This is a genomic window from Rheinheimera baltica (genome assembly GCF_030731985.1).
Lineage (GTDB): Bacteria > Pseudomonadota > Gammaproteobacteria > Enterobacterales > Alteromonadaceae > Alishewanella > Alishewanella baltica.
On sequence record NZ_JAPJDY010000004.1, the window covers coordinates 398,252 to 423,399 of the forward strand.

At 48.0% G+C, this 25,148-nt stretch carries 26 protein-coding genes; 16 read left to right on the plus strand and 10 right to left on the minus strand.

All coding sequences use genetic code 11. The features are described from left to right. Positions 1 to 9 precede the first annotated feature (9 nt). The 5 genes from yajC to ORJ00_RS09210 all read left to right on the plus strand — a co-directional run bounded on the left by yajC (position 10) and on the right by ORJ00_RS09210 (position 4,519). Entirely contained in the window at positions 10 to 351 is a 342-nt protein-coding gene (gene yajC, locus ORJ00_RS09190) for a preprotein translocase subunit YajC (RefSeq protein ID WP_027671109.1), read from the plus strand. A 21-nt stretch (positions 352 to 372) separates the two neighbouring features. Continuing rightward, complete coding sequence (secD, locus tag ORJ00_RS09195; RefSeq protein WP_306139640.1) at positions 373 to 2,226, plus strand: protein translocase subunit SecD; 1,854 nt, start codon at positions 373 to 375, stop codon at positions 2,224 to 2,226. Between the two features lie 10 nt (positions 2,227 to 2,236). Then, on the plus strand, positions 2,237 to 3,184 hold the full coding sequence (secF, locus tag ORJ00_RS09200) for a protein translocase subunit SecF (RefSeq protein WP_027671107.1): 948 nt from the start codon (positions 2,237 to 2,239) through the stop codon (positions 3,182 to 3,184). Between the two features lie 66 nt (positions 3,185 to 3,250). Beyond that, positions 3,251 to 3,628 (plus strand): rhodanese-like domain-containing protein, encoded by a 378-nt coding sequence (locus ORJ00_RS09205; RefSeq protein WP_306139641.1) that lies wholly within the window; start codon positions 3,251 to 3,253, stop codon positions 3,626 to 3,628. Positions 3,629 to 3,640: 12 nt separating this feature from the next. Next, on the plus strand, positions 3,641 to 4,519 hold the full coding sequence (locus ORJ00_RS09210; protein ID WP_305975338.1) for a TraB/GumN family protein: 879 nt from the start codon (positions 3,641 to 3,643) through the stop codon (positions 4,517 to 4,519). A gap of 62 nt (positions 4,520 to 4,581) precedes the next feature. On the opposite strand, the gene suhB is transcribed toward ORJ00_RS09210, so the two are convergent. Continuing rightward, positions 4,582 to 5,385, minus strand: a complete 804-nt coding sequence (suhB, locus tag ORJ00_RS09215) for an inositol-1-monophosphatase (RefSeq protein ID WP_305975336.1) — start codon at positions 5,383 to 5,385, stop codon at positions 4,582 to 4,584. A 261-nt stretch (positions 5,386 to 5,646) separates the two neighbouring features. Here suhB and ORJ00_RS09220 point away from each other — a divergent pair, with 261 nt between their 5' ends. Next, positions 5,647 to 6,375, plus strand: a complete 729-nt coding sequence (locus tag ORJ00_RS09220) for a complement resistance protein TraT (RefSeq protein ID WP_027671103.1) — start codon at positions 5,647 to 5,649, stop codon at positions 6,373 to 6,375. Further along, the gene (gene traT, locus ORJ00_RS09225; protein WP_306139642.1) at positions 6,376 to 7,194 is read left to right on the plus strand and encodes a complement resistance protein TraT; all 819 of its coding nucleotides are present in this window, start codon (positions 6,376 to 6,378) and stop codon (positions 7,192 to 7,194) included. 12 nt (positions 7,195 to 7,206) lie between these two features. On the opposite strand, the gene ORJ00_RS09230 is transcribed toward traT, so the two are convergent. Continuing rightward, positions 7,207 to 7,953: a ferredoxin--NADP reductase gene (locus tag ORJ00_RS09230; RefSeq protein ID WP_240474869.1), complete on the minus strand. Its 747-nt coding sequence runs from the start codon at positions 7,951 to 7,953 to the stop codon at positions 7,207 to 7,209. A 150-nt stretch (positions 7,954 to 8,103) separates the two neighbouring features. Between ORJ00_RS09230 and ORJ00_RS09235 the strand changes: the two genes are divergently transcribed. Together ORJ00_RS09235 and ORJ00_RS09240 are read left to right on the plus strand one after the other, a co-directional pair. Then, a complete protein-coding gene (locus ORJ00_RS09235) occupies positions 8,104 to 11,352 on the plus strand; it encodes an nSTAND1 domain-containing NTPase (RefSeq protein ID WP_306139643.1) in 3,249 nt (1,082 codons plus the stop codon). Positions 11,353 to 11,376: 24 nt separating this feature from the next. Beyond that, positions 11,377 to 11,748, plus strand: coding sequence for a DP-EP family protein (locus ORJ00_RS09240; RefSeq protein ID WP_305975331.1), 372 nt, complete (start codon positions 11,377 to 11,379; stop codon positions 11,746 to 11,748). 132 nt (positions 11,749 to 11,880) lie between these two features. On the opposite strand, the gene ORJ00_RS09245 is transcribed toward ORJ00_RS09240, so the two are convergent. Continuing rightward, entirely contained in the window at positions 11,881 to 12,555 is a 675-nt protein-coding gene (locus tag ORJ00_RS09245; RefSeq protein WP_306139644.1) for a transposase, read from the minus strand. Between the two features lie 549 nt (positions 12,556 to 13,104). Here ORJ00_RS09245 and ORJ00_RS09250 point away from each other — a divergent pair. The 4 genes from ORJ00_RS09250 to ORJ00_RS09265 all read left to right on the plus strand — a co-directional run bounded on the left by ORJ00_RS09250 (position 13,105) and on the right by ORJ00_RS09265 (position 15,645). Beyond that, positions 13,105 to 13,518, plus strand: a complete 414-nt coding sequence (locus ORJ00_RS09250; protein ID WP_027671096.1) for a DUF8788 domain-containing protein — start codon at positions 13,105 to 13,107, stop codon at positions 13,516 to 13,518. 46 nt (positions 13,519 to 13,564) lie between these two features. Beyond that, positions 13,565 to 14,035 carry a DUF8788 domain-containing protein gene (locus ORJ00_RS09255; RefSeq protein WP_305975325.1) on the plus strand — a complete coding sequence of 157 codons (471 nt, stop codon included), beginning with the start codon at positions 13,565 to 13,567 and terminating at the stop codon, positions 14,033 to 14,035. Between the two features lie 108 nt (positions 14,036 to 14,143). Continuing rightward, positions 14,144 to 14,494, plus strand: a complete 351-nt coding sequence (locus ORJ00_RS09260; protein ID WP_027671094.1) for a hypothetical protein — start codon at positions 14,144 to 14,146, stop codon at positions 14,492 to 14,494. A 176-nt stretch (positions 14,495 to 14,670) separates the two neighbouring features. Further along, positions 14,671 to 15,645: a sensor domain-containing diguanylate cyclase gene (locus ORJ00_RS09265; protein WP_305975323.1), complete on the plus strand. Its 975-nt coding sequence runs from the start codon at positions 14,671 to 14,673 to the stop codon at positions 15,643 to 15,645. Between the two features lie 70 nt (positions 15,646 to 15,715). On the opposite strand, the gene ORJ00_RS09270 is transcribed toward ORJ00_RS09265, so the two are convergent. Then, positions 15,716 to 16,510, minus strand: coding sequence for an acyl-CoA thioesterase (locus tag ORJ00_RS09270; RefSeq protein ID WP_027671092.1), 795 nt, complete (start codon positions 16,508 to 16,510; stop codon positions 15,716 to 15,718). A gap of 127 nt (positions 16,511 to 16,637) precedes the next feature. On the opposite strand from ORJ00_RS09270, the gene ORJ00_RS09275 reads away from it, so the two are divergent. Then, positions 16,638 to 17,120, plus strand: a complete 483-nt coding sequence (locus ORJ00_RS09275; RefSeq protein ID WP_027671091.1) for a SixA phosphatase family protein — start codon at positions 16,638 to 16,640, stop codon at positions 17,118 to 17,120. A gap of 52 nt (positions 17,121 to 17,172) precedes the next feature. On the opposite strand, the gene ORJ00_RS09280 is transcribed toward ORJ00_RS09275, so the two are convergent. Then, a complete protein-coding gene (locus ORJ00_RS09280) occupies positions 17,173 to 17,748 on the minus strand; it encodes an outer membrane protein (RefSeq protein ID WP_305975319.1) in 576 nt (191 codons plus the stop codon). A gap of 100 nt (positions 17,749 to 17,848) precedes the next feature. Here ORJ00_RS09280 and ORJ00_RS09285 point away from each other — a divergent pair, with 100 nt between their 5' ends. Further along, positions 17,849 to 18,253 carry a gamma-glutamylcyclotransferase family protein gene (locus ORJ00_RS09285; RefSeq protein WP_027671089.1) on the plus strand — a complete coding sequence of 135 codons (405 nt, stop codon included), beginning with the start codon at positions 17,849 to 17,851 and terminating at the stop codon, positions 18,251 to 18,253. Further along, positions 18,250 to 18,600 carry a hypothetical protein gene (locus tag ORJ00_RS09290; RefSeq protein WP_306139645.1) on the plus strand — a complete coding sequence of 117 codons (351 nt, stop codon included), beginning with the start codon at positions 18,250 to 18,252 and terminating at the stop codon, positions 18,598 to 18,600. Before ORJ00_RS09285 ends, ORJ00_RS09290 begins: the two co-directional genes overlap by 4 nt. A gap of 61 nt (positions 18,601 to 18,661) precedes the next feature. Here ORJ00_RS09290 and purH read toward each other — a convergent pair whose 3' ends face one another. The 5 genes from purH to ORJ00_RS09315 form a co-directional block, all read right to left on the minus strand. Beyond that, on the minus strand, positions 18,662 to 20,248 hold the full coding sequence (purH, locus tag ORJ00_RS09295; protein ID WP_027671087.1) for a bifunctional phosphoribosylaminoimidazolecarboxamide formyltransferase/IMP cyclohydrolase: 1,587 nt from the start codon (positions 20,246 to 20,248) through the stop codon (positions 18,662 to 18,664). A 309-nt stretch (positions 20,249 to 20,557) separates the two neighbouring features. After that, on the minus strand, positions 20,558 to 20,848 hold the full coding sequence (gene fis / locus ORJ00_RS09300; protein ID WP_027671086.1) for a DNA-binding transcriptional regulator Fis: 291 nt from the start codon (positions 20,846 to 20,848) through the stop codon (positions 20,558 to 20,560). A 17-nt stretch (positions 20,849 to 20,865) separates the two neighbouring features. Then, positions 20,866 to 21,840, minus strand: coding sequence for a tRNA dihydrouridine synthase DusB (gene dusB / locus ORJ00_RS09305; RefSeq protein WP_440480647.1), 975 nt, complete (start codon positions 21,838 to 21,840; stop codon positions 20,866 to 20,868). A 376-nt stretch (positions 21,841 to 22,216) separates the two neighbouring features. Beyond that, on the minus strand, positions 22,217 to 23,113 hold the full coding sequence (locus tag ORJ00_RS09310; protein WP_306139647.1) for a phosphoribulokinase: 897 nt from the start codon (positions 23,111 to 23,113) through the stop codon (positions 22,217 to 22,219). Positions 23,114 to 23,243: 130 nt separating this feature from the next. Next, on the minus strand, positions 23,244 to 25,010 hold the full coding sequence (locus ORJ00_RS09315; RefSeq protein ID WP_306139648.1) for an ExeM/NucH family extracellular endonuclease: 1,767 nt from the start codon (positions 25,008 to 25,010) through the stop codon (positions 23,244 to 23,246). Positions 25,011 to 25,148: the final 138 nt, after the last annotated feature.

Consider the following 25,148-nt stretch of genomic DNA (forward strand, 5'->3'; position numbering starts at 1 on the left):
GGGACACTTATGAGTTTATTTATCAGCGATGCCTATGCACAAGCGGCACCGACAGGCGCTGCACAAGGTGGTGGCTGGGATCTTATTATTATGTTGGTGGCCTTTGGTCTGATCTTCTATTTTTTGATCTACCGTCCACAAGCCAAACGTGTAAAAGAGCACCGTAACCTGATGTCAGCACTGGGTAAGGGCGATGAAGTTCTTACACAAGGTGGCTTAGTAGGGCGTATCAGCAAAATAGCCGAAGACAAAGACTATGTTGTGATAGCACTAAACGATAGCACTGAAGTTACAGTGCAAAAAGCTGCTATCAGCGCCGTATTGCCAAAAGGCACGCTGAAGTCACTGTAAGCCGGAAGAAAGGATAAGCTGGTGTTAAATCAAAACCCTTTGTGGCGCTATTTCGTCGTTATTGGCATGTTGCTGGTAGCGCTGGTTTATGCGCTGCCTAATTTATACCCGGAAGACCCGGCACTGAATATCAGTGCAACCCGCGGTGGTACGGTCAGTGAACTTACCCGGGCTCAGCTGGAGCAAAGCTTTAGCGAAGCCAATGTTGCGGCTAAATCTGTCGTGTTAGAAAATGGCCAGATTTTAGCCCGTTTCAACAGCACAGAAGATCAATTGCAGGCGCGCGAAATAGCCAGCCAGGTATTAGGTAGCAGTTTTGTCACGGCGTTAAACCTGGCACCGGCAACACCCGACTGGTTGGCCGCTATTGGTGCTTCACCTATGAAGCTAGGCTTGGATTTACGGGGTGGTGTGCATTTTCTGATGGCGGTTGATATGAAAGCCGCTTTAGATAAAAACCTCAACGATATGGTGCAAACCTTCCGTACCGACTTACGTGAAGAAAAAATCCGCTATCGTAATGTGCAGGCAGACCTTGCTCGCGGGTTGGTCGTCCTTAGCTTGCGTAGTGTTGAAGACGTTACCGCCGCCGAAACGATTTTGAAAAATCGCGACCGTGAACTGGTGTTTACCGCCGGCCCCGATGAACTGACCGTGTTTGTAAGCATTAGCGAAATCCGCATAAAAGAAATTCGCGAATATGCCTTAGAGCAAAACATCACCATTATCCGAAACCGGGTAAATGAAATTGGTGTTGCCGAGCCATTGGTACAACGTCAAGGTTCAGATCGTATCGTGGTGCAGCTGCCAGGCGTACAAGACACCGCACAAGCGAAAGAAATTTTGGGTGCTACTGCATCGCTGGAATTTCGTTTGGTTGACGAAGAGGGTGACTTATCTGCAGCATTAGATGGCCGTGTGCCACCCAATGCTGAACTGTATAAAACCCGTGATGGCCGTCCGGTATTGCTAGAAAAACGTGTCATGTTAACCGGTGAACACATTACTGGTGCCAGTTCTGCTTTTGACGAATATAGCCGACCGCAGGTGAGCATTAAGTTAGATGCTAAAGGCGGTAACATGTTATCCGCGGCAACGCGTGATGCTATAGGCCGTCGCATGGCGTCAGTATTTATTGAGTACAAACCGGGCACAGAAATTGGTGAAGACGGTAACCCTGTGCTGATTAAACAGCAAGAGGTGATTAACGACGCCACTATTCAAGCCCGTTTAGGTCGCGATTTCCGCATTACCGGTATCAGCTCACCTGGCGAAGCGCAAAACCTGGCGACGTTACTGCGTGCAGGTGCGCTAATTGCACCCATTCAGATCATTGAAGAACGCACTATCGGCCCAAGCCTTGGTAAAGAGAACATTGAACTTGGCACCACGGCTATTCAGTGGGGTATGGTATGTGTGTTGATCTTTATGGTTATTTACTACAAAGCCTTTGGTATGGTGGCTAATCTGGCATTGGTGGCCAACCTGATATTAATCGTTGGCGTGATGTCGATGATTCCAGGCGCTACGCTTACCCTACCAGGTATGGCGGGTATTGTACTAACGGTAGGTATGGCGGTTGATGCCAACGTTCTTATATTCGAACGTATTCGCGAAGAATTAGCCGATGGACGTTCAGTTCAACAAGCTATTCACCATGGCTACGACCGCGCATTTGCTACCATTGCCGACTCCAACATTACCACCTTGTTGGTTGCGCTAATTCTGTTTGGTATTGGTACTGGCCCGGTTAAAGGTTTCGCGGTAACGCTGGCAATTGGTATTTTAACGTCAATATTCACCGCTGTAGTGGGTACCCGTTTATTGGTTAATCTGTTCTGGGGTGGCCGCCGCGTGCAGTCACTGCCAATATAAGGGGTATATAATGAGAATATTTTCCTTTAGTCAGCCACTGGGTTTTATGCGGTTGAAATGGCCGGCGATAGCGCTTTCCGTGCTGTTAATTCTTGGCTCACTGCTGTCTTTTGCTACCAAAGGCATTAACTGGGGCTTAGATTTTACTGGCGGTACGGTAATTGAAATCGGTTTTGTACAACCGGCTGATTTACCTGCTGTACGGCAAACGCTAACCTCTGCAGGATACGGCGATGCGGTGGTGCAGTTATTCGGCACCAGCCGTGATGTACTTATACGTATTCCACTGCGCACCGATGTCGACCAGTCAACGCTGGGTGACAATGTCATTAAGGCGCTAAACGCCTCGCTGACAGAGCCGGTGACAATGCGTCGTATCGAGTTTGTTGGCCCAAGTGTTGGTGAAGAGCTAAAAGAAGATGGTGGCCTGGCAATGCTAGTGGCACTAATTGGTATTTTGCTGTATGTCACCATGCGGTTTGAATGGCGCTTGTCGGTGGGTGCGGTAATGGCGTTGTTTCACGACGTTACGTTAACAATGGGGCTGTTTTCAGTATTGCAGCTGGAGTTCGACTTAACGGTGCTTGCAGCGATACTGGCACTAATAGGTTACTCGATTAACGATACTATCGTGGTGTTTGACCGCATCAGAGAAAGCTTTCGTAAATTGCGCGACACCAGTGTCGATGACACTATTAACGATGCCATTACGTCAACCTTAAACCGTACTGTTATTACCTCATTAACCACCGTATTGGTGTTAGTGGTCCTGTTTTATATGGGTGGTGCGTTAATTCATGGTTTTGCTACGGCGTTGTTGTTTGGTATTGCTATTGGTACCTACTCGTCTATCTATGTCGCCAGTGCGATAGCTGAAATTCTCGGTATCAGCCGAGAAGACATGCTACCGCCACCGCCGATAGAGAAAGAAGGCGAAAATACTGACGCTTTGCTGTAATTGCACAGTTAAAGATGCTAAAAATGCCAGTCATTGACTGGCATTTTTTTATGGAGCCACATTAAGATGACGAAGCAACATGCCCCCGGTTTTTTAGCACTGGTTACCCAGGCAAAAGCCCAGATTAAAGAAATTAGCATTACCGAATTACAGGAACATAACCAGCCTTATGTGCTATTAGATATTCGCGAAGATCATGAATGGGCGCAAGGCCACTTACCCGAGGCCATGCATTTGGGTAAAGGCATCATTGAACGCGATATTGAGCAAACTGTTGCCGATAAAAAACAAAAGCTGGTGTTGTATTGTGGCGGCGGTTTTCGCTCGGCTTTATCTGCACAGACCTTACAACACATGGGCTATCAGAATGTATACAGCCTGATTGGAGGCTATCGGGAGTGGTGCGATCGTAATTTACCGGTAGAAGTACCCACGGCAATATAGCAGGAGTATTAAATGGTGAAGTTAACCACTAAGGTAATAGGTCTGTGCGCTATTGCGACGTTATTTTGCAGTGCAGCACTACAGGCAGACACCTCAGTATGGCGCGTTAGCAAAGGCGCGCAGCAGCTGTATATTGGCGGTACTGTGCACTTATTACCGCCAGAGCAGTTTCCGTTGCCACCGGCTTTTAACCAGGCATATGATCAGGCAGATGTGCTGGTGTTTGAAACCGATGTGCGTGAGTTGGAAACTGCCCAAGGTATGCAGTTGTTAATGCAACAGGCCATGTATAGCGATGGTCGCAACCTAATGCAGGTGCTGTCGGCAACGACATATAAGCAGTTGCAACAGTATGCCAAAGTGCAAGGGGTCGATTTGGCAGCGCTAAACGGTTTTAAACCCGACTTTGTGTTACTTACCTTAATGCAGGTTGCACTGCAAAAAGCTGGCATGGCAGGTGAAGGCGTGGACATGCATTTTCTCAAGCAAGCCGTGGCAGACAATAAACCGTTATTGTTTTTGGAAACCGTAGAGCAGCAGTTGAATATGCTGCTAAATGTGTCTGCTAATAACGAAGATGCTTTTGTCCAACAAAATTTGCAGCAGTTATCAGCATTAGAAACGGAGTTAGCTAATATCATTGCGGCCTGGCGCAGCGGTGATCGGTCGGCAATGGCTAAGCTGGCAATGGCCTATACCGACACGCCAGAAGGAAAGCAGTTTTATGATGTATTATTGGTTCAGCGCAATAAAAACTGGCTGCCACAGCTAGAGAAAATGTTTGCTACACCAGAGGTAGAATTAGTGCTGGTAGGTGCATTGCACCTTGCTGGCGAGCAAAACGTGCTGCAGTTGTTGCAACAGCAGGGCTATAACATTACGCAGCTGTAATACATTTACCGTTGTAAACAAAAAAGCCCGCAGTGCGGGCTTTTGACATTAAATAGAATGGCTCAACGAGACAGCGTTTCTGTCAGGTGTGGCCGAATGCCTTTTAACATGCCGGCTAATACTTTTGGCGCTGCTGCAACCACGTTACCACTGCGCATCTGGTTATTTCCACCAACGAAGTCACAGACTAAACCACCGGCTTCACGAACAATAAGCTCGCCCGCAGCAATATCCCAGGGCTTTAAACCAATTTCGAAGAAACCATCAAAGCGCCCTGCGGCAACATAGGCTAAATCCAGTGCGGCAGAACCGGTGCGACGAATGTCTGCAGCGTCAGCCAGTAATGCGGTTAGCATGGCAGCATGCGCTGGCAAATGGGTTTTGTTTTTAAATGGAAAGCCTGTGGCTAAAATGGTGCCGCTCATATCTGGCAGGTTATTTACCCGGATACGAGTACCATTTAACTGGGCGCCGCGACCACGTGATGCCGTGAATAGCTCACCGCGCAGTGGATCAAAGATCACTGCCTGGTCTAATTTACCCTGGTGTTTTAGTGCGATAGACACCGCAAAATGCGGAATGCCCTTAATAAAATTTGCGGTGCCGTCCAATGGGTCAATAATCCATTGAAACTCACTGTCGCTGTTGCCGTAATCACCATGCTCTTCGCCGACAATACCGTGAGTCGGGAACGATTTTTTTAACACCTGAACAATGGCTTGTTCAGCTTCTCTATCAACATTAGTAACAAAGTCGTTAGTGCCTTTCTGTTGTTTCTGAACCATATCAAGCTGGCCACAAGCACGAGCGATCACGTTACCCGCGCTACGAGCAGCACGAACCGCGATGTTTAACATCGGATGCATAGTCATTACCTTATTTTGAAAAGAGCAGTGTAAAATTTGGTCAAAAGAGCGGCGCACATTGTAACGATTTATTGTAAAAAGTAAAGATAAAACCAGCCGCAGCGGCATTTTTGCCGCTGTTTATTTTTGCTTACAAAAGCGTACAGATAACCGCTTCTTTTTATTCTAAAATAAGGCCAATTATTCAGATGAAATTCAGCCAGACACGGCAAAGTAACTACTTAGCACATTGCCAGCCAATATCTCTTTAAAGGAATACCAATGAAAACCCTATTAATGTCTGCGATTGTTATCGCTACGCTAAGTTTAACCGGATGTGGGGCGCTACACACTGCTGTTGCCAAGCGTAACCTAGACGTGCAAACCAAGATGAGCAGTTCAATTTTTCTTGATCCGGTAGAACCAGAGCAGCGCACAATTTTTGTTGATATCCGTAATACCTCAGACAAGCCTGAATTTGATCTTAAACCTCAGGTTATTCAAAGCCTGCAAGCGCGTGGTTACCAGGTTATTGATAGCCCGAAACGCGCGAATTACTGGCTGCAGGCTAATGTGCTGCAAGTAGGCCGCAGCAATGCGCGTGACACCAACAGTGCGCTGGCGGCAGGCCCTGGTATAGCGGCAGGCGCGGTAAGCGGTTATGCCTTGCACCGTGCTACGGGTGGCAGCTCTGGCGGTGCGCTGGGCGCTGCAGTGGGGGGGGCTATTGTGGGTACTGTAGTGGATGCCATGGTAGAAGATGTGTACTACAGCGTGATTACCGATATTCAAATCATGGAGCGATTCGATGGTACGGTAAGCGAGCGCTCAAAACATGAACTTATTCAGGGTGATAGTGGTTCAACAACTTCCAGCTATGCCCGAGAAAGTGATATGCGTAAGTACCAAACCCGGGTGGCCAGCTTTGCCAATCAGGCTAATTTAAAGTGGCCAGAAGCCGAGCCTGACCTTACCCAAGGCATGGTGCGGGCACTGGCGGGATTATTCTAAATGCGTCTGGTTGTTCTAATTGCCACGGTATGGGCGCTAAGTGGTTGTACTGCGCTGCATACCTCAGTGGCTAAACACAAACTGGATGCGCAAACCCGGATGAGCGAAACGGTATACCTTGACCCGGTTGAACCCGAGCTACGCACCATTTTTCTGGATATTCGCAACACAACGGCAGAATACCAACTGCCGTTGGCAGACGATGTGCGCCATTTTATGCTTGAGCGGGGCTACTTGCTGGTTGACTCGCCAATGCGCGCACAATATTGGCTGCAAGTTAATGTGCGTACCGTGTTAAAAGAACGCCCCGACATAGTTCTGGCGCAAGAATACGGCATGACAGCAGATGAAACCCATGCCTTGCTGCATCCGGGGATGGCGCCACCGCCAGAGTCTGAAACGCCAGAGCAGCGTAGAGAGCGATACGGTCGTAATACGGCGGTATTTGTTGATACCTCTATAGGCGCCAATCTGGACGGCAAAGATATCGCCCGCGCCTTGGTGGTATTGGCCGTGTTTGCCGGTGCTGAATATATTGGTAATCAGTTGGTGAAGGATAAATTTTACACCATGCTAACCGATGTACAGATTGCTGAGCGTATTTCACCGGATTCAGAACAAAAAGTACAAGAGTATGCCGAGCATCAATTGCTGCAAGGCGACAGCGGTGCCTTTGAGCAGTTATGGCAGCGCGACACCGACATGCGTAAATATCAGCTTAAAGTGGTGAGCTTTGCCAATAAAGCCAACCTTAAATGGAAAGAGGCAGAACAACCACTACACCAAGGTTTATTACGCTCACTAGCGGGAATTTTCTAGGCCCGCTGTTGGCTATTTCCAATATTGCTCAACCGTAATATTGCCGGGATTACGCCTTAAATTTTTGCTTAACCCCAAGCTTTCAAGCGTGGCCTTGGTGTCGGTTATCATTTGTGGGTTACCACACAACATAACCTGCGATTGGCTGTTTAACGGCTGCTTACACACGTGTTGCAATTCGTTAGTCTGTATCAATTCAGGCAGGCGTTTATCCAAAGCACCGGCATGCGCTTCGCGGGTAACAATGGGTTGGTAATGCAGTTGTCCGTGGTACTGATGCTGCCAGCTTTGTATTAGTTCACGGTAAGCTAAATCGGCTATGGTACGTACCGTATGCACTAAAATAATATGACGGAACCGCTGCCAAATGAGGTGGGTGCCCAGCATCGACAAAAACGGGCCAATGCCGGTGCCACTGGATATTAGCCACAAGTTTTCGCCATCTGGTATTTCATCCAGAATAAAAAAACCGGACGCCGGCTGACTTATTGCTACTTCATCACCCATTTTTAGCTGTTGCAGTAAAGGCGATAGGGTACCGTCTGCCACGGTACTAACCAAAAATTCTTGCTCGGCGGCGCCTGGGCTATTTACCAGCGAATAGGCCCGCTGCACTTTGCCATCCGGGGTGTTCAATGCTAAACGCACAAACTGGCCGGCAATAAAATCAAACGGCGCTGTTTTCACCTTAAGACTGAATAAATTGGCATGCCAGTGATGATTACTGGTTACGCTGCCGCTAAGCCATTGTGCCATCATATGTTTCCTTTTTGCTGCTCTGGCTTTAGCCTAGCAAAGTTAGCTTGATACTCAAGCCTTTATCTGACAAACATCAGATGTTACCAAGGGGCTAAACTATTCTGCCGCAGCATGTTATGTTGTGCAGCAAATAATTAGATACAAGCCATTATGCGCGAAACATTTTTCTTCGGTGACTGGCAGGTAGAGCCTGCAGCAAATACATTGCGTCGGGGTAAACAGCTATGCCAGCTTGAACCTAAAGCGATGGATGTGCTGGTACTGTTATGCTTGCATGCAGGCGAGGTAGTTAGCGCCGATGACATTGTTAGCCAGTGCTGGCCCGGTACCGACACCGGTGACAACCCGCTGCATAAAACCATTACCCAATTACGTAAAGCATTGGGCGATAGCGCCACTAACCCCAGTTACATAGAAACCATCCGTAAACGCGGTTACCGTACCGTGGCAGAGGTGCGCTTTCCGCTGGGGCAAGATCAAAGTGTGCAAGCGCATAGCTGGCTGCAGGGCTCGCCGTTCCCGGGCTTGCAAGCCTATGACGAACGTTATGCCAGTGTGTTCTTTGGTCGTGGTGCCCAAATTGATACCTTATTGCAGCGCATCGCCCAGCAAATACAGTATGGCAGGGCGTTCTGCTTGTTACTTGGCCCCAGTGGCAGTGGTAAGTCGTCACTGATTAACGCCGGTGTTATGCCCAATTTAATGCAAAGCGGCGGTTACAACGGGGTGCAGGTGATGTCATACAGCAGTATGGACCTGGCCGATGTGGCACCAAACCAGCTATTTACCGATTTAGCCAGTGCCATGCTGGATTGGGACATTAACGACACGCCGGTGTTTGCCGGCGACAGCGCTCAAAGCCTGGCCGGGTTGCTTATCTCAACCCCAGAGCAGGTGATACAGCGCTGCGTACAACAATTGCCCAAAGGCGCTGGCAGTAAGCCGCGTTTTGCCTTGTTTGTTGACCGCTTAGAGGTACTGCTGTCGTCACCGATATTTAGCACAGACGAACGTAAGCAATTTACCCAGCTGTTAGAGCAATTGGCTACCAGCGGCGCTGTGCTGGTGCTTAGCGCTTGTCGTAACGAGTTTTACCCGCTATTGGTCGATTACCCCAGCTTAATTGCCGGCAAGGCAAAAGGTGCGCATTTTGACTTAGCTGCCCCCAGCCGGGCCGATTTACTACAAATGATACGCTTACCCGCGCTGGCTGCAGGCCTGATTTTCGATACCGACCCCGCCACGGCTACGCCGCTGGATGAAATACTCTGCAGTGAAGCGGCCAGCAACCCCGACGCCTTACCCATGCTGCAATACACCTTGCAGGAGCTGTATTTACAGCGCAGCAACGACAACCAGTTGTTAGTGTCGGTATACCAGGCGTTGGGCGGCATTGAAGGCGCCATAGGTAAAAATGCCGAGCAGGCCATTAGTGCGCTGGGGGCGGCAGAAAAAGCCAGCTTGCCCCGTGTGCTGTCAATGCTGGTAACGCTTAGGGAAGATGAAAAAAGCATAACCAGCCGCAGTGGCCGGGTGCAGCAGCTGCAAACCGACGCTGAACGTGCCTTGGTCTATGCCATGGTAGAACATCGCTTGTTTGTCTCCCACCTGCAAAATGGTGAGCCGTGTTTTAGCATCGCGCACGAGGCTTTGCTTCGGCGTTGGCCACGGGCAACGGCCTGGATCAGCGAGCACCACCACAGCCTTAGCGTAAAAAGCCGCTTGCTGCATTTAACGCAGCGCTGGCAGGCAGAACAGCAAAACAGCGCTTATTTACTCGCCGACGGTAAGCCACTACAAGAAGCGCAAACCTTGTTAAACAACAGTTTGTTTTTGCTCGACGCCGACGAGCTGCGCTTTATTCAGGTGTCAGCCAATAAAGCCCGCTTAAAGCGCTGGACCTGGTGCAGCACCATAGTGTTGTTGTGTGTACTCACTGTAACCGCTGTTACCATGAGTGTGCGTAGCTTTAACGCTGAACAGCAAGCCCAGCAAAAGCGCCTGGCAGCAGAGAACCTGCTGGGGTTTATGGTAGGTGACTTTGCCGACAAACTGCGCAGTATCGGCCGCATGGATTTACTTGACGGTATTAGCAACAAAGCCCTGGAATACTTTACCGATTACTCGGTAGACAATTCGGCATTAAGTACCCAAGCCCGCTTGCAACACGGCCAAACGCTGGAAGCCATGGGTGAAGTGGCCTATTCACGTGGTAAAACCGACGAAGCCACAGCGGCATTGCAAGCGGCCCGCGTGCAGCTAGAAGTGGTATTGATAGAGCAACCAAGTAATTTAGAGCTATTAAAAACCCTTGGTGCCAATGCCTTCTGGCTGGGTCAAATACACTACGACGCCAGCAACTGGCAAGCCACCCAACCGGAGTTTGAGCGCTATTACCAGTACAGCCAGCGTATGTATGAACTGGCACCGGATAATATCGATGCCATTATGGAGCTATCCTACGCCACCAACTCACAGGGTTCGCTGGCGATGAACTTGCAAGAATTTGCTGCAGCTGAAAAACATTTTGAAGAATCGTTGCGATTGAAATTATTGGCGCAAAAGCAACAGCCTGATAGTGGTCAACTGCTCGCTGATATAGCAGATACCCGCTCCTGGTTGGCTACTGCTGCAATTTCTTCCGGGGAATTAGTGTCTGCAATATCCATCCACAGGCAGTTACAGGAAGAGCTTGAAAACAAGGCTGTTATTCAGGAGCCCTATTTACTGCGCAGATTAGCGGCAAGCTATCAAATTCTGGCTGATCTAATGAGCTATCAAGGAAGGGGGGCTGAGGCGCTTGTAGTTACTGAATCAGGTTATGCTGCGTTGTCAAAAGCAATAGCGCAAGATCCCAAGAACAGTACTTGGCAAAGAAGAAAATATTATTACTTTTTTCAGAAATTTAAATTCTCAACCGATATAACGGTAAGCCAAATAGCGTCTAACCTCGCTGCGCTTTCTGACGCGATCCGCAAAGATAAAGACGTATTGTCAGCGGCTAATCAGAAAGAAAATCTCGCTAGGCATTGGCTTGCAGCGGGAGAGCACTTACAAAGGTTATCGCTGTTTAGCCAGAGCCAAGAAAATGCCGATCTGGCCTACGGTGCCTATCAAGAGTTGGTAGTACAATATCCGCAGGATAATGGCTACTTAGCATCGTTATCTGGAAGTCAGCTATTGCAAGCCAAGGCGTTCGCTGAAGCTGAACAGCACGATATCGTTGTAACATTATGCTTACAGGTAAAAAACCGTTTAGCCGATATCGTCGCTAGCAACAGCGACCCGAAATACAGCATCCCATTCGTTAAAGCGTTAGATTGCCTGGGACAGCTTGAAACACAGCCGGACCTTATTGCAATGCTGCAGCGAAACAGCGTAGTAAATTTTCATTTTTAATAACAACCATAAGGAAATAAAAAAATGCCAAACACCCAAGCCACAGAATTAGTAAAAGTTGTTGTTAGCCTGGTAAATGGCGAACCGGCTTTTAACTATTTAAACAGTGAAGGACAGCAATACGACGGTGATGTTACGGTGACACAAGCCGAAACCATAACGTACCAGTTAATTGATGATACAGGCAGAGGGCTGAAATTTGCCGGCGCCGGTTTCTTAACCCCCTTCGATGGCGTCATCGACAGCATTGAAGTTTCACCCGACGGCATGCAATTGCAGATGATTGACACTGATCAAACGCCAGGCACGACCAAATTTCAGTTCATTTTGACCAACAGCAGCAACAACTTATTTCTTATCAGCCCAGATCCACAAGTAGTTAATGAGCCCAAATAATTCTGAGCTTTGTTTCTAATAGGCTATTCAGAACGTAACACAAGCCCCGCGAGGGGCTTTTTTAACTGCGCTATTTGTTACGCTTTTAAGCACATCCTGTAATATATAGGGTCAGAACAAAATTAAGCGCAGTCAGGCCGGTTTACCCTGTCCTTTTGGCCTGCCTCGTTTTTCAGGGTGCTGCCGCCGCCCTGTTAAGTCGGCCACTTCTTGCTTAAAACGTTCCTTACCCAGCGCCATGCCACTTTTCGCTGCACTGCGAATATCAGCCAGCAGTGCTTCATCCATCTGATTGAACAAACCGCGGTAGGCTTGCTGTCGCTCAGCGTCGTTTTTCGCCAGCGCCAGGTAGCAGGAATGCGGCTTACACAATGCCGAAGTTTTGCCCAATGCATTGATAGCGTAACTTGACCAGCTGTAGTCTGCCGGCACTGGGTTCATTTCAATGTAGCGATACACTGCCAATAGGTAGCGCTCTTCCTGCACTAAACAAGATTTAAAGCGCCCCTCCCACAAGGTACCGCTACGCTGGTAACGCTGATTAAAGTAACGGACATATTGCCGCCCCATGCTTTGCATCATAAGGCTGATGCCAGAGCTATTTGAAGCGCTGCATAACAAATGCACGTGATTAGTCATAAACACCCAGGCATGCATATGCACCTGAAATTTGTTGGCGTACTCCTTTAACCAGTGGGCGTATGCCGCAAAATCTTCGTCACATGCAAAACAAAGCTGGCGGTTATTTCCGCGTTGAATAATGTGTTCCGGCACACCGGCTAAATGCACTCTGGGCAGTCTGGCCATAGCATAATTTTTCGTTATAAGAAGTGTGTTTAAGCTTAGACTATTTTATTTTGTTCTGACCCTAATTTGATGCTGGCTTCCATTACACCTGCGATGCCTGTTAAAAGGCCTTAATTAAGCCGTTAATGCCAACCCTGTTTTTATCCTCAAGCTGTAAAGCACAGCATTAGACGATATTCGATTGATAAATTATTTACATTCACATAAAAACAACAACTTATAACTCAAGGTTATCGGAAGGTTATTTCTATTGTGGGGGCTAGAGTTTGTAGCAGTCTAACCCGCTGTGCGAGATAACCTGACGGTAGCTACATATCACGCTTACCTCATTGTTTCTCTCAGCCAGGTAGCTGTTTTAAAACCACTGTTTCAAATTATCGGCGTTGGCTGCGCAGTTTTGGCTCCTTTGCTTAGGTTTGAGAAGACGCAGGCCAGTGGTATGCAAACCGCTTTACCGTTGTAGTGGATCATACACCACTGAAAAAATGGGCGATCTCCGAAAAGCCAAATGAGTAGGAAAGTCGTTATCAAACTTAAGTGAGGAATAATATGTCTATTGCACCTAATCAATGCACGGTATTCGTTCAAGTATGGGTAGATGTGAATGCGTTAGCGCAGGGCTCTACTCGCGGATGTTACGCCGTTTCTAACCGCTCGCAACAATCTTCTGGTGAAGGTAGCGCAAATCTCCATACCAACGTCATTACATCAAGCAATGTGTGTTGGACTGTCTTGCCTATCGATCCTCAATACACCGGCGATTTTTCTATTACGAATGTTGGCGCAGAGTCTGGCTGGGAGCAGCCGCCTGCACCAGTAGCCGGCATGCCCAACGTGTTTACTGGCAAGCTTACCCAATCAACGGTGGGGGGCAGTGTTAACTCGAACATTCAGTTCAGTTTTGACGGTGATAACCAAATCACGGTGACGTTGCCGGTAACCATTACGCCGGTTACACAGTAATTTTCGTCTTTAACATTGAGTATTAAATAATTAAGGAATATTACACATGAACAAATTAATGCGTCAATTTAGCGCACCTGCGGTAGTTCCCAGCCGAGTGATCAATATCGCCGTAGATACAGTTTACTTGTATAGCCAAACCAATGGTGCTTACGCTGGAACCGGCGTTTATATGATGGACAATAATGTTGCAGGCGGCAGCTCGGGCGAAGGTGGGCTAGAGCTTAGCACCCAATTAACTGCTGGCTTTGGTGTGGCTTTTAATGCCGTAGCCATCGACGCGATGGGGGCCCAAGGTGACCATGTAGAAATCATCGGCTTTGAAGTTTCAAATGGTACTAACATATTTGGCAACTTTGGTTTTCCGACTAAACAACCCGACACTTCTCCATACCAGTGGTTAGGTACCGCTATGTTGCAGGGCAACTGCACATATCAAATTAAAATTGGTGTTTCCGTGGGAGGTGCCCCAACTAAATATTTTTGGTGGGACCCGTTCTTAACTTGCACAGCATAGCACCGTAAGTATTAGCTTTACGGCCCCTTTAAGAAGCGACCCGGTTTTATTTAGCTTAAAAAAACATTTACGACAATCTGTCGTTAAGTAAATAAAGGAAATTTTATTATGACTAAGCATCCGTCTTTTTCAGATCAAGCAGTACAACAAGCCATCGAAGCAGCGAGCAATCACTACAATGCTCAAAACCTGCCGCAAGCGAATACCATCTCAGAAGATGATGGCCATCTTGCACTATTGGCTGAGTGCATCACTGTCACCATTGCAAATGGTAAAGCCTGCATAAACCTGCCATTAGGTATTGGAAGTAAGTGCATTCCTGTACCTATTTCATTTGATGGTAAAGTGGCACAGGCATGTTTAACTATTTGCACCCACTGGGGTATTCCAATGGGTGTGAAAGTAAGCGTAAGCGTTGCCGGTATTGTTGTTGTGTCAAAATCTTTTGGTAAATGCTGAGCTTATATTTTTGTAAAAGGATAATTTCATCCTGAAATAAAACAACAAAAAGCCCCGAGGTGGGCTTTTTGTTGTTTAAAAATCAATAGCTTAAATGAGAAGGTTGTCGGAAGGTTCCTGCGCGTAGTAAAGACTAAAGTTTGCAGCAGTTGAGCTAACGATAGTGAGATAACCCGATGACAACACCGCAGAGTAAACGCCAAGTACTGCCTGAAGCCTTAAACGATGACGCGCTTTGGGGCGACACCATCGACATTGACTCACCAGCCGGGATGGATGTTGGTGGCTTTATTCAATACCTGGCAGAAGCGGTGTTAGTGGTTAGCCCGGATGGGGTGATTGAGTGCGCTAATGCAAAAGCGGCACTGTTACTCAACTGCGTTGCCAGGCCCTTAATTGGCCGTAAATGGCCGGAGTTTTTAGTCAGCCGCTGCCACCAGCAATATAACGGCCTGGTAAATATTGTGGCAAAACGTATTTTATCGTTGCAGGCCGGGCCTACTGAAATGGCATTGCGCTGCGCAGATGGTGAAGTAAAAGACATTGAGCTGTCGGTATCGTTTTTACCCGAGCCAGAACCGCGCTTAGTGTTAGTAATGCGGGATTTAACCCGCTATAAAGCGGAATGCAATAAACTGCGCGAGCTGGCGGCTACTGACGCGCTAACCGGCCTTGCTAACCGTCGTGCCTTCGATGAACAGCTGGAAAACCACTGGCAAAAATGTACAGAAGCCAGAAGGCCGCTCAGTGTAGTTATTATTGATATTGACTATTTTAAGCAGTTTAACGATAACTATGGCCATATTCAGGGCGATGCCTGCTTGCGCAAAGTGGCGGGCGCGATAATACAGGCGATGCCGTTAGACGCTAAACTAGCCGCGCGCTATGGTGGCGAAGAGTTTGCCCTTATTTTGCCAAACCATAACGAGATTAACGCGCTACAAGTTGCCCGCGATGTTCAGTTTGCGGTGCGTGAACTAAGCTTTGTTGATGCCGGTTTACCGGCAACACTAAGTGTGTCGGTTAGCCAGGGTATTGCCACCGAAATTAATGGCCAATACCGAACCAGTACGGCACTAATGTGTGCTGCCGATACGGCATTGTACCGGGCCAAGGCCGACGGCCGCGACTGCATTAATACCAGCTGCTAGACGCTATAGACATAGGCGCTAAGCGAGCCTGCATTAAACAAGCAGGCTCTAAGCTAACTGGCGCCAAGTACTACGCAAATACTGTAACCGTTTGCCGGCTTATGGCCGCTAATTTGCCATCCGGCTGCCATAATTTTGCAGAAATGTGGTGGTAACCCTCTGCACCAAATTCAATTTCAGCCAGATAACGCCACCAATCGGTGTTAGTAAACGGCAAATCATGCGCTATAAACTCGATAGTCCAGGTAAGCGAACTGGCCGGTGCAGGCTGATTTAGCAAAGTTAGGCTAACCGGTGGCCAGGCATCAACTAACGCTAACAGTTCCAGTATACCGGCTTGGCTGCTCTCACTGCCTGCCATACGAATATCGCCACCCAACTGGCGCAGTGGGCTGGCGCTAAATGGTAGTTGGCCATGGCTAATGCGGTAATCAAAATGGGTGGTAAATTCCGGTACCTGGCCTTGTTTGGGTAAGGTGTGTACTTTTTCTGTTTGCCACTGCGGTGCAGTATCTGCAACCAACTGATGTTGTGATTGTCGCGGCGCACCAAAGCTGGCTAAAAGTACCAGCGCAATTTGACCGTCTTGTTCAATTTCGGCCTGCGCCTGAATAACCGACTTACCCTGGCGCAGAATACGCCGGCGCACCGTTGCAGCCCCGGCATTTAATGGCGCGACAAAAGACACCGACACGGAACGAAGCGGCATACCCGCGGGAATAACGGGTAGCAGATGCGCCATAGCAAGTGCAGCTGCCATACCGCCAAATACCGCACGCCCCTGTCCCCAATGCGGCGGTACATCAATACCATGTTCGTCGCTGTTTTCTGCGTTGAACTGCTGTATAACCTGATAAAAATGCATTTAAATGTCCCTAAATATGGCCAAGTTGCGGCATGCTAACATATTTTTATGAATAACTTCTTGGCCAGTCAGTTGATGATTGTTGTGTCATAATTATGTCTTAATAGCATGCTATAACTGCGCCGCTATGGATAAATACTTATATTTTTTACGACACGCTACCGCAGAGGTTATTCGGCCAAACCAGCTGGATATAGACCGCTGCCTGATAGAAAAAGGTCGGTTGCAAGCACGCCGTGTCGCAGCTTTTATGCAGCGTAATGCTATTGTGCCAGAAGCGGTGTTTAGCAGCCCGTATCCGCGCGCGGCACAAACCGCCGCCATAGTGCGTAAAGAAGCGGGTTTGCCTGCTGTGCAGGAACTAGAATGGTTGGCACTTACAACAGACAGTCAGTTTGCATATCAACAGCTACAACAGTTGCTAGCAGAACTGCCCACACACGCCTTATTGGTAGGCCACGAACCAGACTTATCGTTGCTTATCGGTAGCTTACTCGGCAGCGAAAACATGGCATTTAAGATTAAAAAAGCGTCTTTAACCTGCTTGTGTTATCAGGCTGACCAAAACAGCTTTCAACTCGAATGGTCAATACCAGCCAAATTTATGTAGTGTAACCAGTGTGGATTGAACCAAGCTTAAACTAAGCCTGGTTCAAATGGGATTAGAAATAGTAATTTACGCCAAGCGATAGATTATTAGATTCTAATTTAAATGAGTATGAACCGTCGCGGAAAGTTTTATCTGGCAACATGACATACTCCAGGTTAACTGCGACGTTATTGGAAAATTTGAATTCCGCACCAATACCGAGCGCTAGGCCATTTAATGAGTCAGTTTCTGAAAAAGAGTAACCAGGCTCAGACTCTTCGTATTTGAAATCTGTTTTGCTGTAACCAGCAACTGCAAATACTGAAAATTCATTGGACAAGTTATAGCTTGCTTTGGCAACCAACATAGTTTGCATATCTACGCCAAAGCTTTCTTTATAGCCGTCTTCGTTTGATGACTTATCTTTTACTCCAGTACCAAAGCGAGCTTCTACAGCAAGGTAATCATTAAATTTGTAGCCTGCTAAAGCAGTAATGCTGCCAAAATCAACAGAACCAGAAAACCCACTTTCATTTTCTTCTAACGTAGTCTTATTGTATTGACCACCAACATAAAAGTTCTGAACCTCTGCTTGTGCAGCGAAACTACCAATTACTGCAGCAACTAACACCATTTTTTTAAACAACATAAAACATCCTATTTTATTTAACTGCAAAATGCGGCTGAAGTTATATATGAAACGAAAATGTTGGTAAAGTGTTTTATTCGATATTGATCAATGACTAAAAATGCAGAATTATTTGTTTGTCTACGGCACCTTACGCCGCTCTGCCAGACACCCTATGCATAAGTTGCTAGCAACCGGTAGCTGCTTTATTGGTAGGGCGCATTATCAGGGCCGGTTGTATCAGATTGCCCATTATCCGGGGGTTGTGGCATCGTTAAATCCGGCCGATTTGGTCGTAGGTGAGTTATACCAGTTGCTGCAGCCAGATCTTATGCTCGCTGAACTCGACCATTATGAGGCTTGCAGTGCGGCGTTTGCGAAACCGCAGGAATACCGGCGCGAACTGCAGCAGGTGAAGCTTGAGAACGGTGATAACATAACCTGCTGGGTGTATTTGTATAACCTTAACGTTGACGGCATGGCATGCATTCTGTCTGGCGATTTTCTGAATCAGGGTATTGAATGAGCATTTTCAGGCAGTTACTTCGCTGGCAAAAAGGCCGTCAGCTTTCCGGATATGACAAAATGTTGCTGGCTGGCGCATATTGGCCAATTAAGTTTGACTGTTATTTACTGCGTTTTCCGCAAGGCTGCGAAGTACCGCCGCATAAAGATATGCTAAGCAGTGGCAAACATTACCGGCTGAACATTGTGTTAAAGCAGGCTAAAAAAGGCGGTGACTTTATCTGCGCTACGCCAATTTATCAAAGCAGCCGCATTAAATTTTTCCGGCCCGATCTGTGCGAACTTGCCGTTAGCAAAGTAGAGCAGGGCAGCCGTTATTTGCTGAGTATTGGCTGGGTAAAGCAATAAATTAAAAAGGCCGCAAAGCGACCTTTTTATAACTAAAGCAAATGCTTAATAGCGCATGTTATTAATGGCGGAAATGACGTACGCCGGTAAATACCATTGCCATGCCGTGCTCATCTGCGGCGGCGATAACTTCAGCGTCGCGCATTGAGCCACCTGGCTGGATCACTGCGGTAATGCCTGCAGCGGCTGCAGCATCGATACCGTCACGGAACGGGAAAAAGGCGTCAGAAGCCATTACGGACCCTTTTACTTCTAAGTTCTCGTCGGCAGCCTTAATACCAGCAATTTTCGCGCTGTACACACGGCTCATTTGGCCGGCGCCAACACCAATGGTCATGCTGTCTTTTACGTAAACAATAGCGTTTGATTTAACAAACTTGGCCACTTTCCAGCAAAACAGTAAGTCTTTAAGCTCTTGCTCGGTTGGCTGGCGCTGGGTAACCACTTTTAAATCATCAGCGGTGATTTTGGCCTGGTCGCGGTCTTGCAACAACATGCCACCGTTTACTTGTTTAACATCTAGTGCCGGTGCAGCTGCGCTAAACTCGCCACACACTAATAAACGCACGTTTGGTTTGCTAGCCACTACCGCTACGGCAGCGTCTGTTGCAGAAGGCGCAATAATCACTTCAACAAACTGACGGCTGACAATTTCTTTGGCAGTGGTTTCATCCAGCTCACGGTTGAAGGCGATAATGCCGCCAAAGGCCGAAGTTGGATCAGTTTTATAGGCACGGTTGTAGGCATCAAGAATTGAATCGCCAATAGCCACGCCACAAGGGTTAGCGTGTTTAACAATAACGCAGGCCGGTTCATTGAATTCTTTTACGCATTCCAGTGCAGCGTCAGTGTCGGCGATGTTGTTGTAAGACAACGCCTTACCTTGCAACTGAGTGGCCGTAGACACAGAGGCTTCGCTAGCGCCCTCTTGCACATAAAACGCCGCACTTTGGTGGCTGTTTTCGCCGTAACGTAAATCTTGTTTTTTTACGAACTGGCTATTGAAGGTGCGCGGGAACTTGGTTGCAGGTTCCAATGGTGTATCGTAGGCCGGTAACATGGCGCCAAAGTAGTTGGCAATCATGCCATCATATTGCGCTGTGTGTTCAAACGCACTTATTGCCAGGCTAAAGCGGGTAGCGTGGGTAGTGGCACCGCCGTTGGCTTGCATTTCTGCTACAACGATATCGTAGTCTTTAGCGTTAACAATAATGGTAACGTCTTTGTGGTTTTTCGCTGCTGCTCGCACCATAGTGGGGCCGCCGATGTCGATATTTTCAATGGCATCTTCCAGCGTACAACCGGCTTTAGCAACAGTGCTGGCAAACGGATACAAGTTAACCACCACTAAATCGATTGGGCCAATGTTGTTGTCAGCCATGACGGCTTCATCCGTGCCGCGACGCGCTAAAATGCCGCCATGAATTTTCGGATGTAGGGTTTTAACCCGGCCGTCCATAATTTCCGGGTGACCGGTGTAATCCGATACTTCAATTACCTTGATGCCTTGTTCGGCCAGTAATTTTGCGGTACCACCGGTAGAGAGAATTTCAACCTGTTGCGCGGCCAGGGCGCGAGCAAATTCTACGATACCGGTTTTGTCGGACACACTTAATAGTGCGCGGCGGATAGGTCTTAATGTCGTCATGCTTAGACTCTCATTTAGCTTGCAGAAATCGGGTTACACTAATTACAGCGAGTTTAGTGCATCGCAGCTGCCGGCTTGCTCTAAGCCAACCGTTGAAGCCCCGGATGGGCGGAAACGAGCCCCCATGGATGGGTTTACGGCGTGTTGGCGTGAGCAAGGTGGCAGCTGCCACAATCTTAGTTCGATATCTATGTTGTCTGTGCCTGAGTACCGGGGTTAATGCGGAATCTAATGCGTAAAATTCCTCAGGCGCAGCCAATAAAAAAGCACCCGAAGGTGCTTAGTAGCGGGGCTAACCCCGCGTGGGCATTAGCTCATGCCGTATTGCTTTAACTTCTTACGGAGCGTACCGCGGTTGATGCCCATCAGGTTGGCTGCGCGGGTTTGATTACCGCGGGTATATTTCATCACTTCTTCCAGTAAAGGACGCTCTAATTCAGATAATACCAGTTCATATAAATCGTCAACGTCCTGTCCGTTTAATTGCTGCAGGTAGTTAGCGACTGCTTTTTGCGCGGCAGTGCTTAAAGCTTGTGGCTTTTCCTGCGTTTGTACGTGGGCGTTAGTAATAAATGGCGAAGTAACGTTCGAATTAAACATTGCTTTTCTCTTTTACGTTAGGTTGCTGCTAGTTGATGAAAATAGTCATTTAAGGCGTTGAGCTGAACATCTGCCTGCTCAATGCCATTGAATTCACTACGAAACACACCGAGCTTGTCATGCTCGGCTAAATACCAGCCCACATGTTTGCGGGCAATGCGAGAACCGGCGAGCTCACCATAAAGCTGGTGTAAACCCTGCACATGTTCCAGCATAATCTGGCGCACTTCCGAAATACACGGCGGCGCCAGTTTGTCGCCAGTGGCCAGGTAATGCACCACTTCGCGGAAAATCCATGGCCGACCTTGTGCCGCACGACCAATCATTATGGCGTCGGCTCCGGTGTAATCCAGCACATAGCGTGCTTTTTCCGGCCCGGTAATATCGCCATTGGCAATTACCGGTATCGTTACACTTTGTTTTATGGTGCGGATGGTGTCATATTCCGCTTCACCTTTATACATGCAGGCTTTCGTTCTGCCATGTACTGCCAGTGCCTGTATGCCATTATCTTGGGCAATACGGGCAATCTGAATGCCGTTTCTGTTGTCAGGGTCCCAGCCGGTGCGAATTTTCAAGGTAACCGGTACCTTTACCGCATCGACCACTGCGCGAACAATTTGCTCCACTAAGTCTGGGTACTGCAACAAGGCAGAACCCGCCAGTTTCTTGTTCACCTTTTTTGCCGGACAACCCATATTGATGTCGATAATATCGGCACCAATCTCAACATTGTACTGGGCGGCGTCCGCCATCTGCTGGTGATCTGCTCCGGCAATTTGCACGGAACGAATACCCGACTCCTGACGATGGCCCATGCGATTTTGTGATTTTTCGCTTTGCCAGACCAGCGGATTGCTCGACAGCATTTCCGACACAGCTAACGCTGCACCAAAACGCCGGCAAAGCTCACGAAAAGTGTGATCAGTCACTCCAGCCATCGGAGCACAAATTACCTTGTTCGCTAACTGATATGGACCTATGCGCACCACTGAATCCAAGGCTCTACCCTTAAGGGGCGCCAAGTTTACGGATTTTTTCCGCCAAAGCAAAGGTTATTATTTAAACAAAAGTATAAATTTATTGGCCTTTGCGGTCTTGACATTCGCTAAACGGCTGAAAATTGGTGTTTTGTAAAGCAGAAGCAACGGTATGATGGGTGCTAGCGGAAATGAAAATTGTAGTGCTGTTGGTTTTGTAACCAGTATTTTGGCGCTATGACGGATGCTGAAAGAACAAACCTGGTTGCCCTAAATCAACCGTTGAAGCCCTGGACGGGCGTAAACGAGCCTACAGGGAAGTATTTACGGCGTGTTGGTATGGGTAATCCGGTTTGTGACGCTCAAACAAGGATTAGGGTCTTCTTGTTTAGGTACCCAACCAATCGACCTGACCGCGAGCCTGGCGCCGTTTAATCATCAGCTCTTCTACCAGCGGTGTTAATATCAGCTCCATTGCCAGGCCCATTTTGCCGCCTGGCACCACCAGCGTATTCACCCGCGACATAAAAGAGCCATTAATCATGCGCAGATAATACGGGAAATCTACATGCTTGATACCGCGAAAACGGATCACGACAAAACTTTCATCTAGTGACGGAATGTCTTTGGCACTAAACGGGTTAGAAGTATCAACGGTAGGCACACGTTGAAAGTTGATATGCGTGCGTGAAAACTGCGGCGTAATATGGTTGATGTAGTCGTCCATACTGCGCACTATGCTAGCTTGTACCGCTTCGCGTGAGTGGCCACGTTCTGAGGTATCGCGAATTATTTTTTGGATCCATTCTAAGTTAACAATAGGTACCATACCAATAAGTAAGTCGACATGTTTGGCTACATCATGCTCGTCAGTTACCGCACCGCCATGCAAACCCTCATAAAATAATAAGTCGGTGTTGGCGCGTATATCTTGCCAGGGCGTAAACGTGCCCGGTAACTGGTTGTAGGGCACGGCTTCGTCAAAGGTATGTAAATAGTGGCGTATTTTACCACCGCCGGTGTCACCGTAGCTGGCAAAAAAGTTTTCCAGGGCACCAAAATCATTGGCTTCTGCGCCAAAGTAGCTAATGTAACGGCCTTGTTCTTTGGCTTTGCGTATAGCAACTTCCATTTCTGGTCGGCTAAAACGGTGGAAGCAGTCTCCTTCAACAAAAGCTGCGTTAATGTCTAGTGTGCGGAAAATATGCTGAAACGCCGTTGTTGTTGTTGTTGTACCGGCACCTGACGAGCCGGTGATGGCAATAATAGGATTTTTGTGTGACATATAAACCGCTCGCTGCTTTAACTGAACCTCACCTTAAAGCAACAGGCAAATAGCGTGCAACTGTTTATTGCAAATATGCTTGAGGTGTCAGGGGCAAACAGTGTTAGCTGTTTACCCGAGAACAGAGTAACTAGAAGTGAAAGGTTGCCAGTAGCGGGTCATGATCTGATGAGCGATAAGGTGTTGGGGCGTGCAGTTGCTGCTGCAAGTTATCACTTTTAAACTCAACGTTATAATCCAGTAACGTTGGTTCATCGGCGTTAATAGACCAGTGCTGAAACTGAACCAGTTGTTTTGCTAAGGCGGTGCTTGCCAGCGCATGATCAAGCGAGCCGGTGCGACCGCGATAAACATAAGAGTACTGCCCGCCATCTTTTGAGGTTAAATACTGCCAATCTTGTTGCTCAAGCGTGACGACAGGGTCTTCCATCCGGTAGGCATTTAAGTCACCCAAAATAATCTGTTTGTCAGTCTCTATGCCGGTTGGGTTAGTGTGCAACCAGTCACTTAATGCTTTAGCCGACGTAGTTCTAAGGGCATTCCAGCAGCCTTGTCCATCCTGTTGCTCAGCGTCTTTTGACGTGTCTTTTGGACAACTGCCTTTTGATTTAAAGTGGTTAATACTTACCGTTATCAGCTCGTTGCTGGCTAAATGACGAAAGCTTTGTGCCAGCGGCGGCCTGCTGCCCCAATTAAAGGGGGCTGACAACAACATAGCCGCGTTTCCTTCGATACTCACATTGGCAGGCCGATATAACATGGCAACTTTAATGTCATCGGTACCAGGTTGCTCCATGGTCGTAATAAAGCGATAGGGGGTTTTACTGACAGCATTTAGCGCATTTGTCAGGCTAGCCAGCGCGCTTTGTGCGCCATAACCATTATTTTCGACTTCTAATAACCCAATAATATCGGCATCAAGAGCAGCCAGTGCGCTAATCGTTTTTTCCTGCTGGCGCTGAAATTCCATTAAAGAGTGGGCGCCGCGGCGCGTTGGGAACGCCGGTGTTTGATCTGAGCCGTTAAAGTAATTAAGTACATTAAAACTGGCAATGCGTAACGCTTTTTCCGGCTTAGCTTCAGGATTTGCTGGGCGCGGGTTTTGCGCATGATATTGGGGCTGCTGGGTCGGGAACAAGAAATAACCACGTTCGTTTTGTAGAATAACGCCTGTTACTTGTGTCACCGTATCGCCAACCCGCACCGTTGTCTGTGCCGTTAATATATTGCTGCCAAACCGCACCGGGTCGGGGTTCTGCTTTATACTGCCATCGTCTAATACCAGCGTATGACGCTCTTGTTGCTCAGCCAGTGCCATAGCCTCTTTGCCCGGACGCATAATGTCGGTGGGGACCAAAAGGCGTTTATCAGCCAACATGAGTTCGCCATAGCGTCCCAGGCTGTAGGTGTCGTTAACGGTTAGTGTTTGCGAAAAGCTAACCAGCTCACCTTCTAGTTGTTCCCACTGTTGTAATGTGGCAACCGGAAGTTGTACGTTTACCGGGGTAATGACGTGCTGACCATCACACAGTTTAATATCGTTGATATTTGCCAGACGGGTAAGCTGATTTACCTCTGTTACGGTACCGGTTACTTGTAATTGCTGGCCTGGCTTATACTGAGCGGCAGCGTTGCTGTCGGCAATAAATAAGCTGTTTGCTGCAGCGCTATTGTCGGGTGCGATAGCACGCAACACGATTCCTGCCGCCTTGGTGCCAGGATACACAATTGCGGTTACGACACCGCGTGTACTCAGTTGTTTTGCCAGCAGCGGGCTGGTCTCAGCAGTGCCTTGAATGGTGTTGATGCTGGTGAACGAGCTATCACACTGCGCCAAAACGTGATGACTAAGCAACAAAACACTTAATGCTGAGAGCCGGATAAGGTGTTTACGCATAATGCTGACATTCCAGATAAAAAAGACAGGATAGGCTGCTAGTGTTACCACAAGATAACAACGCAAATTCGGTTGAATTAGCATAGGCTGCGGTAGATTACCGCGGCTTATGCGAATGACCGCGGCTATCTGCCGCGG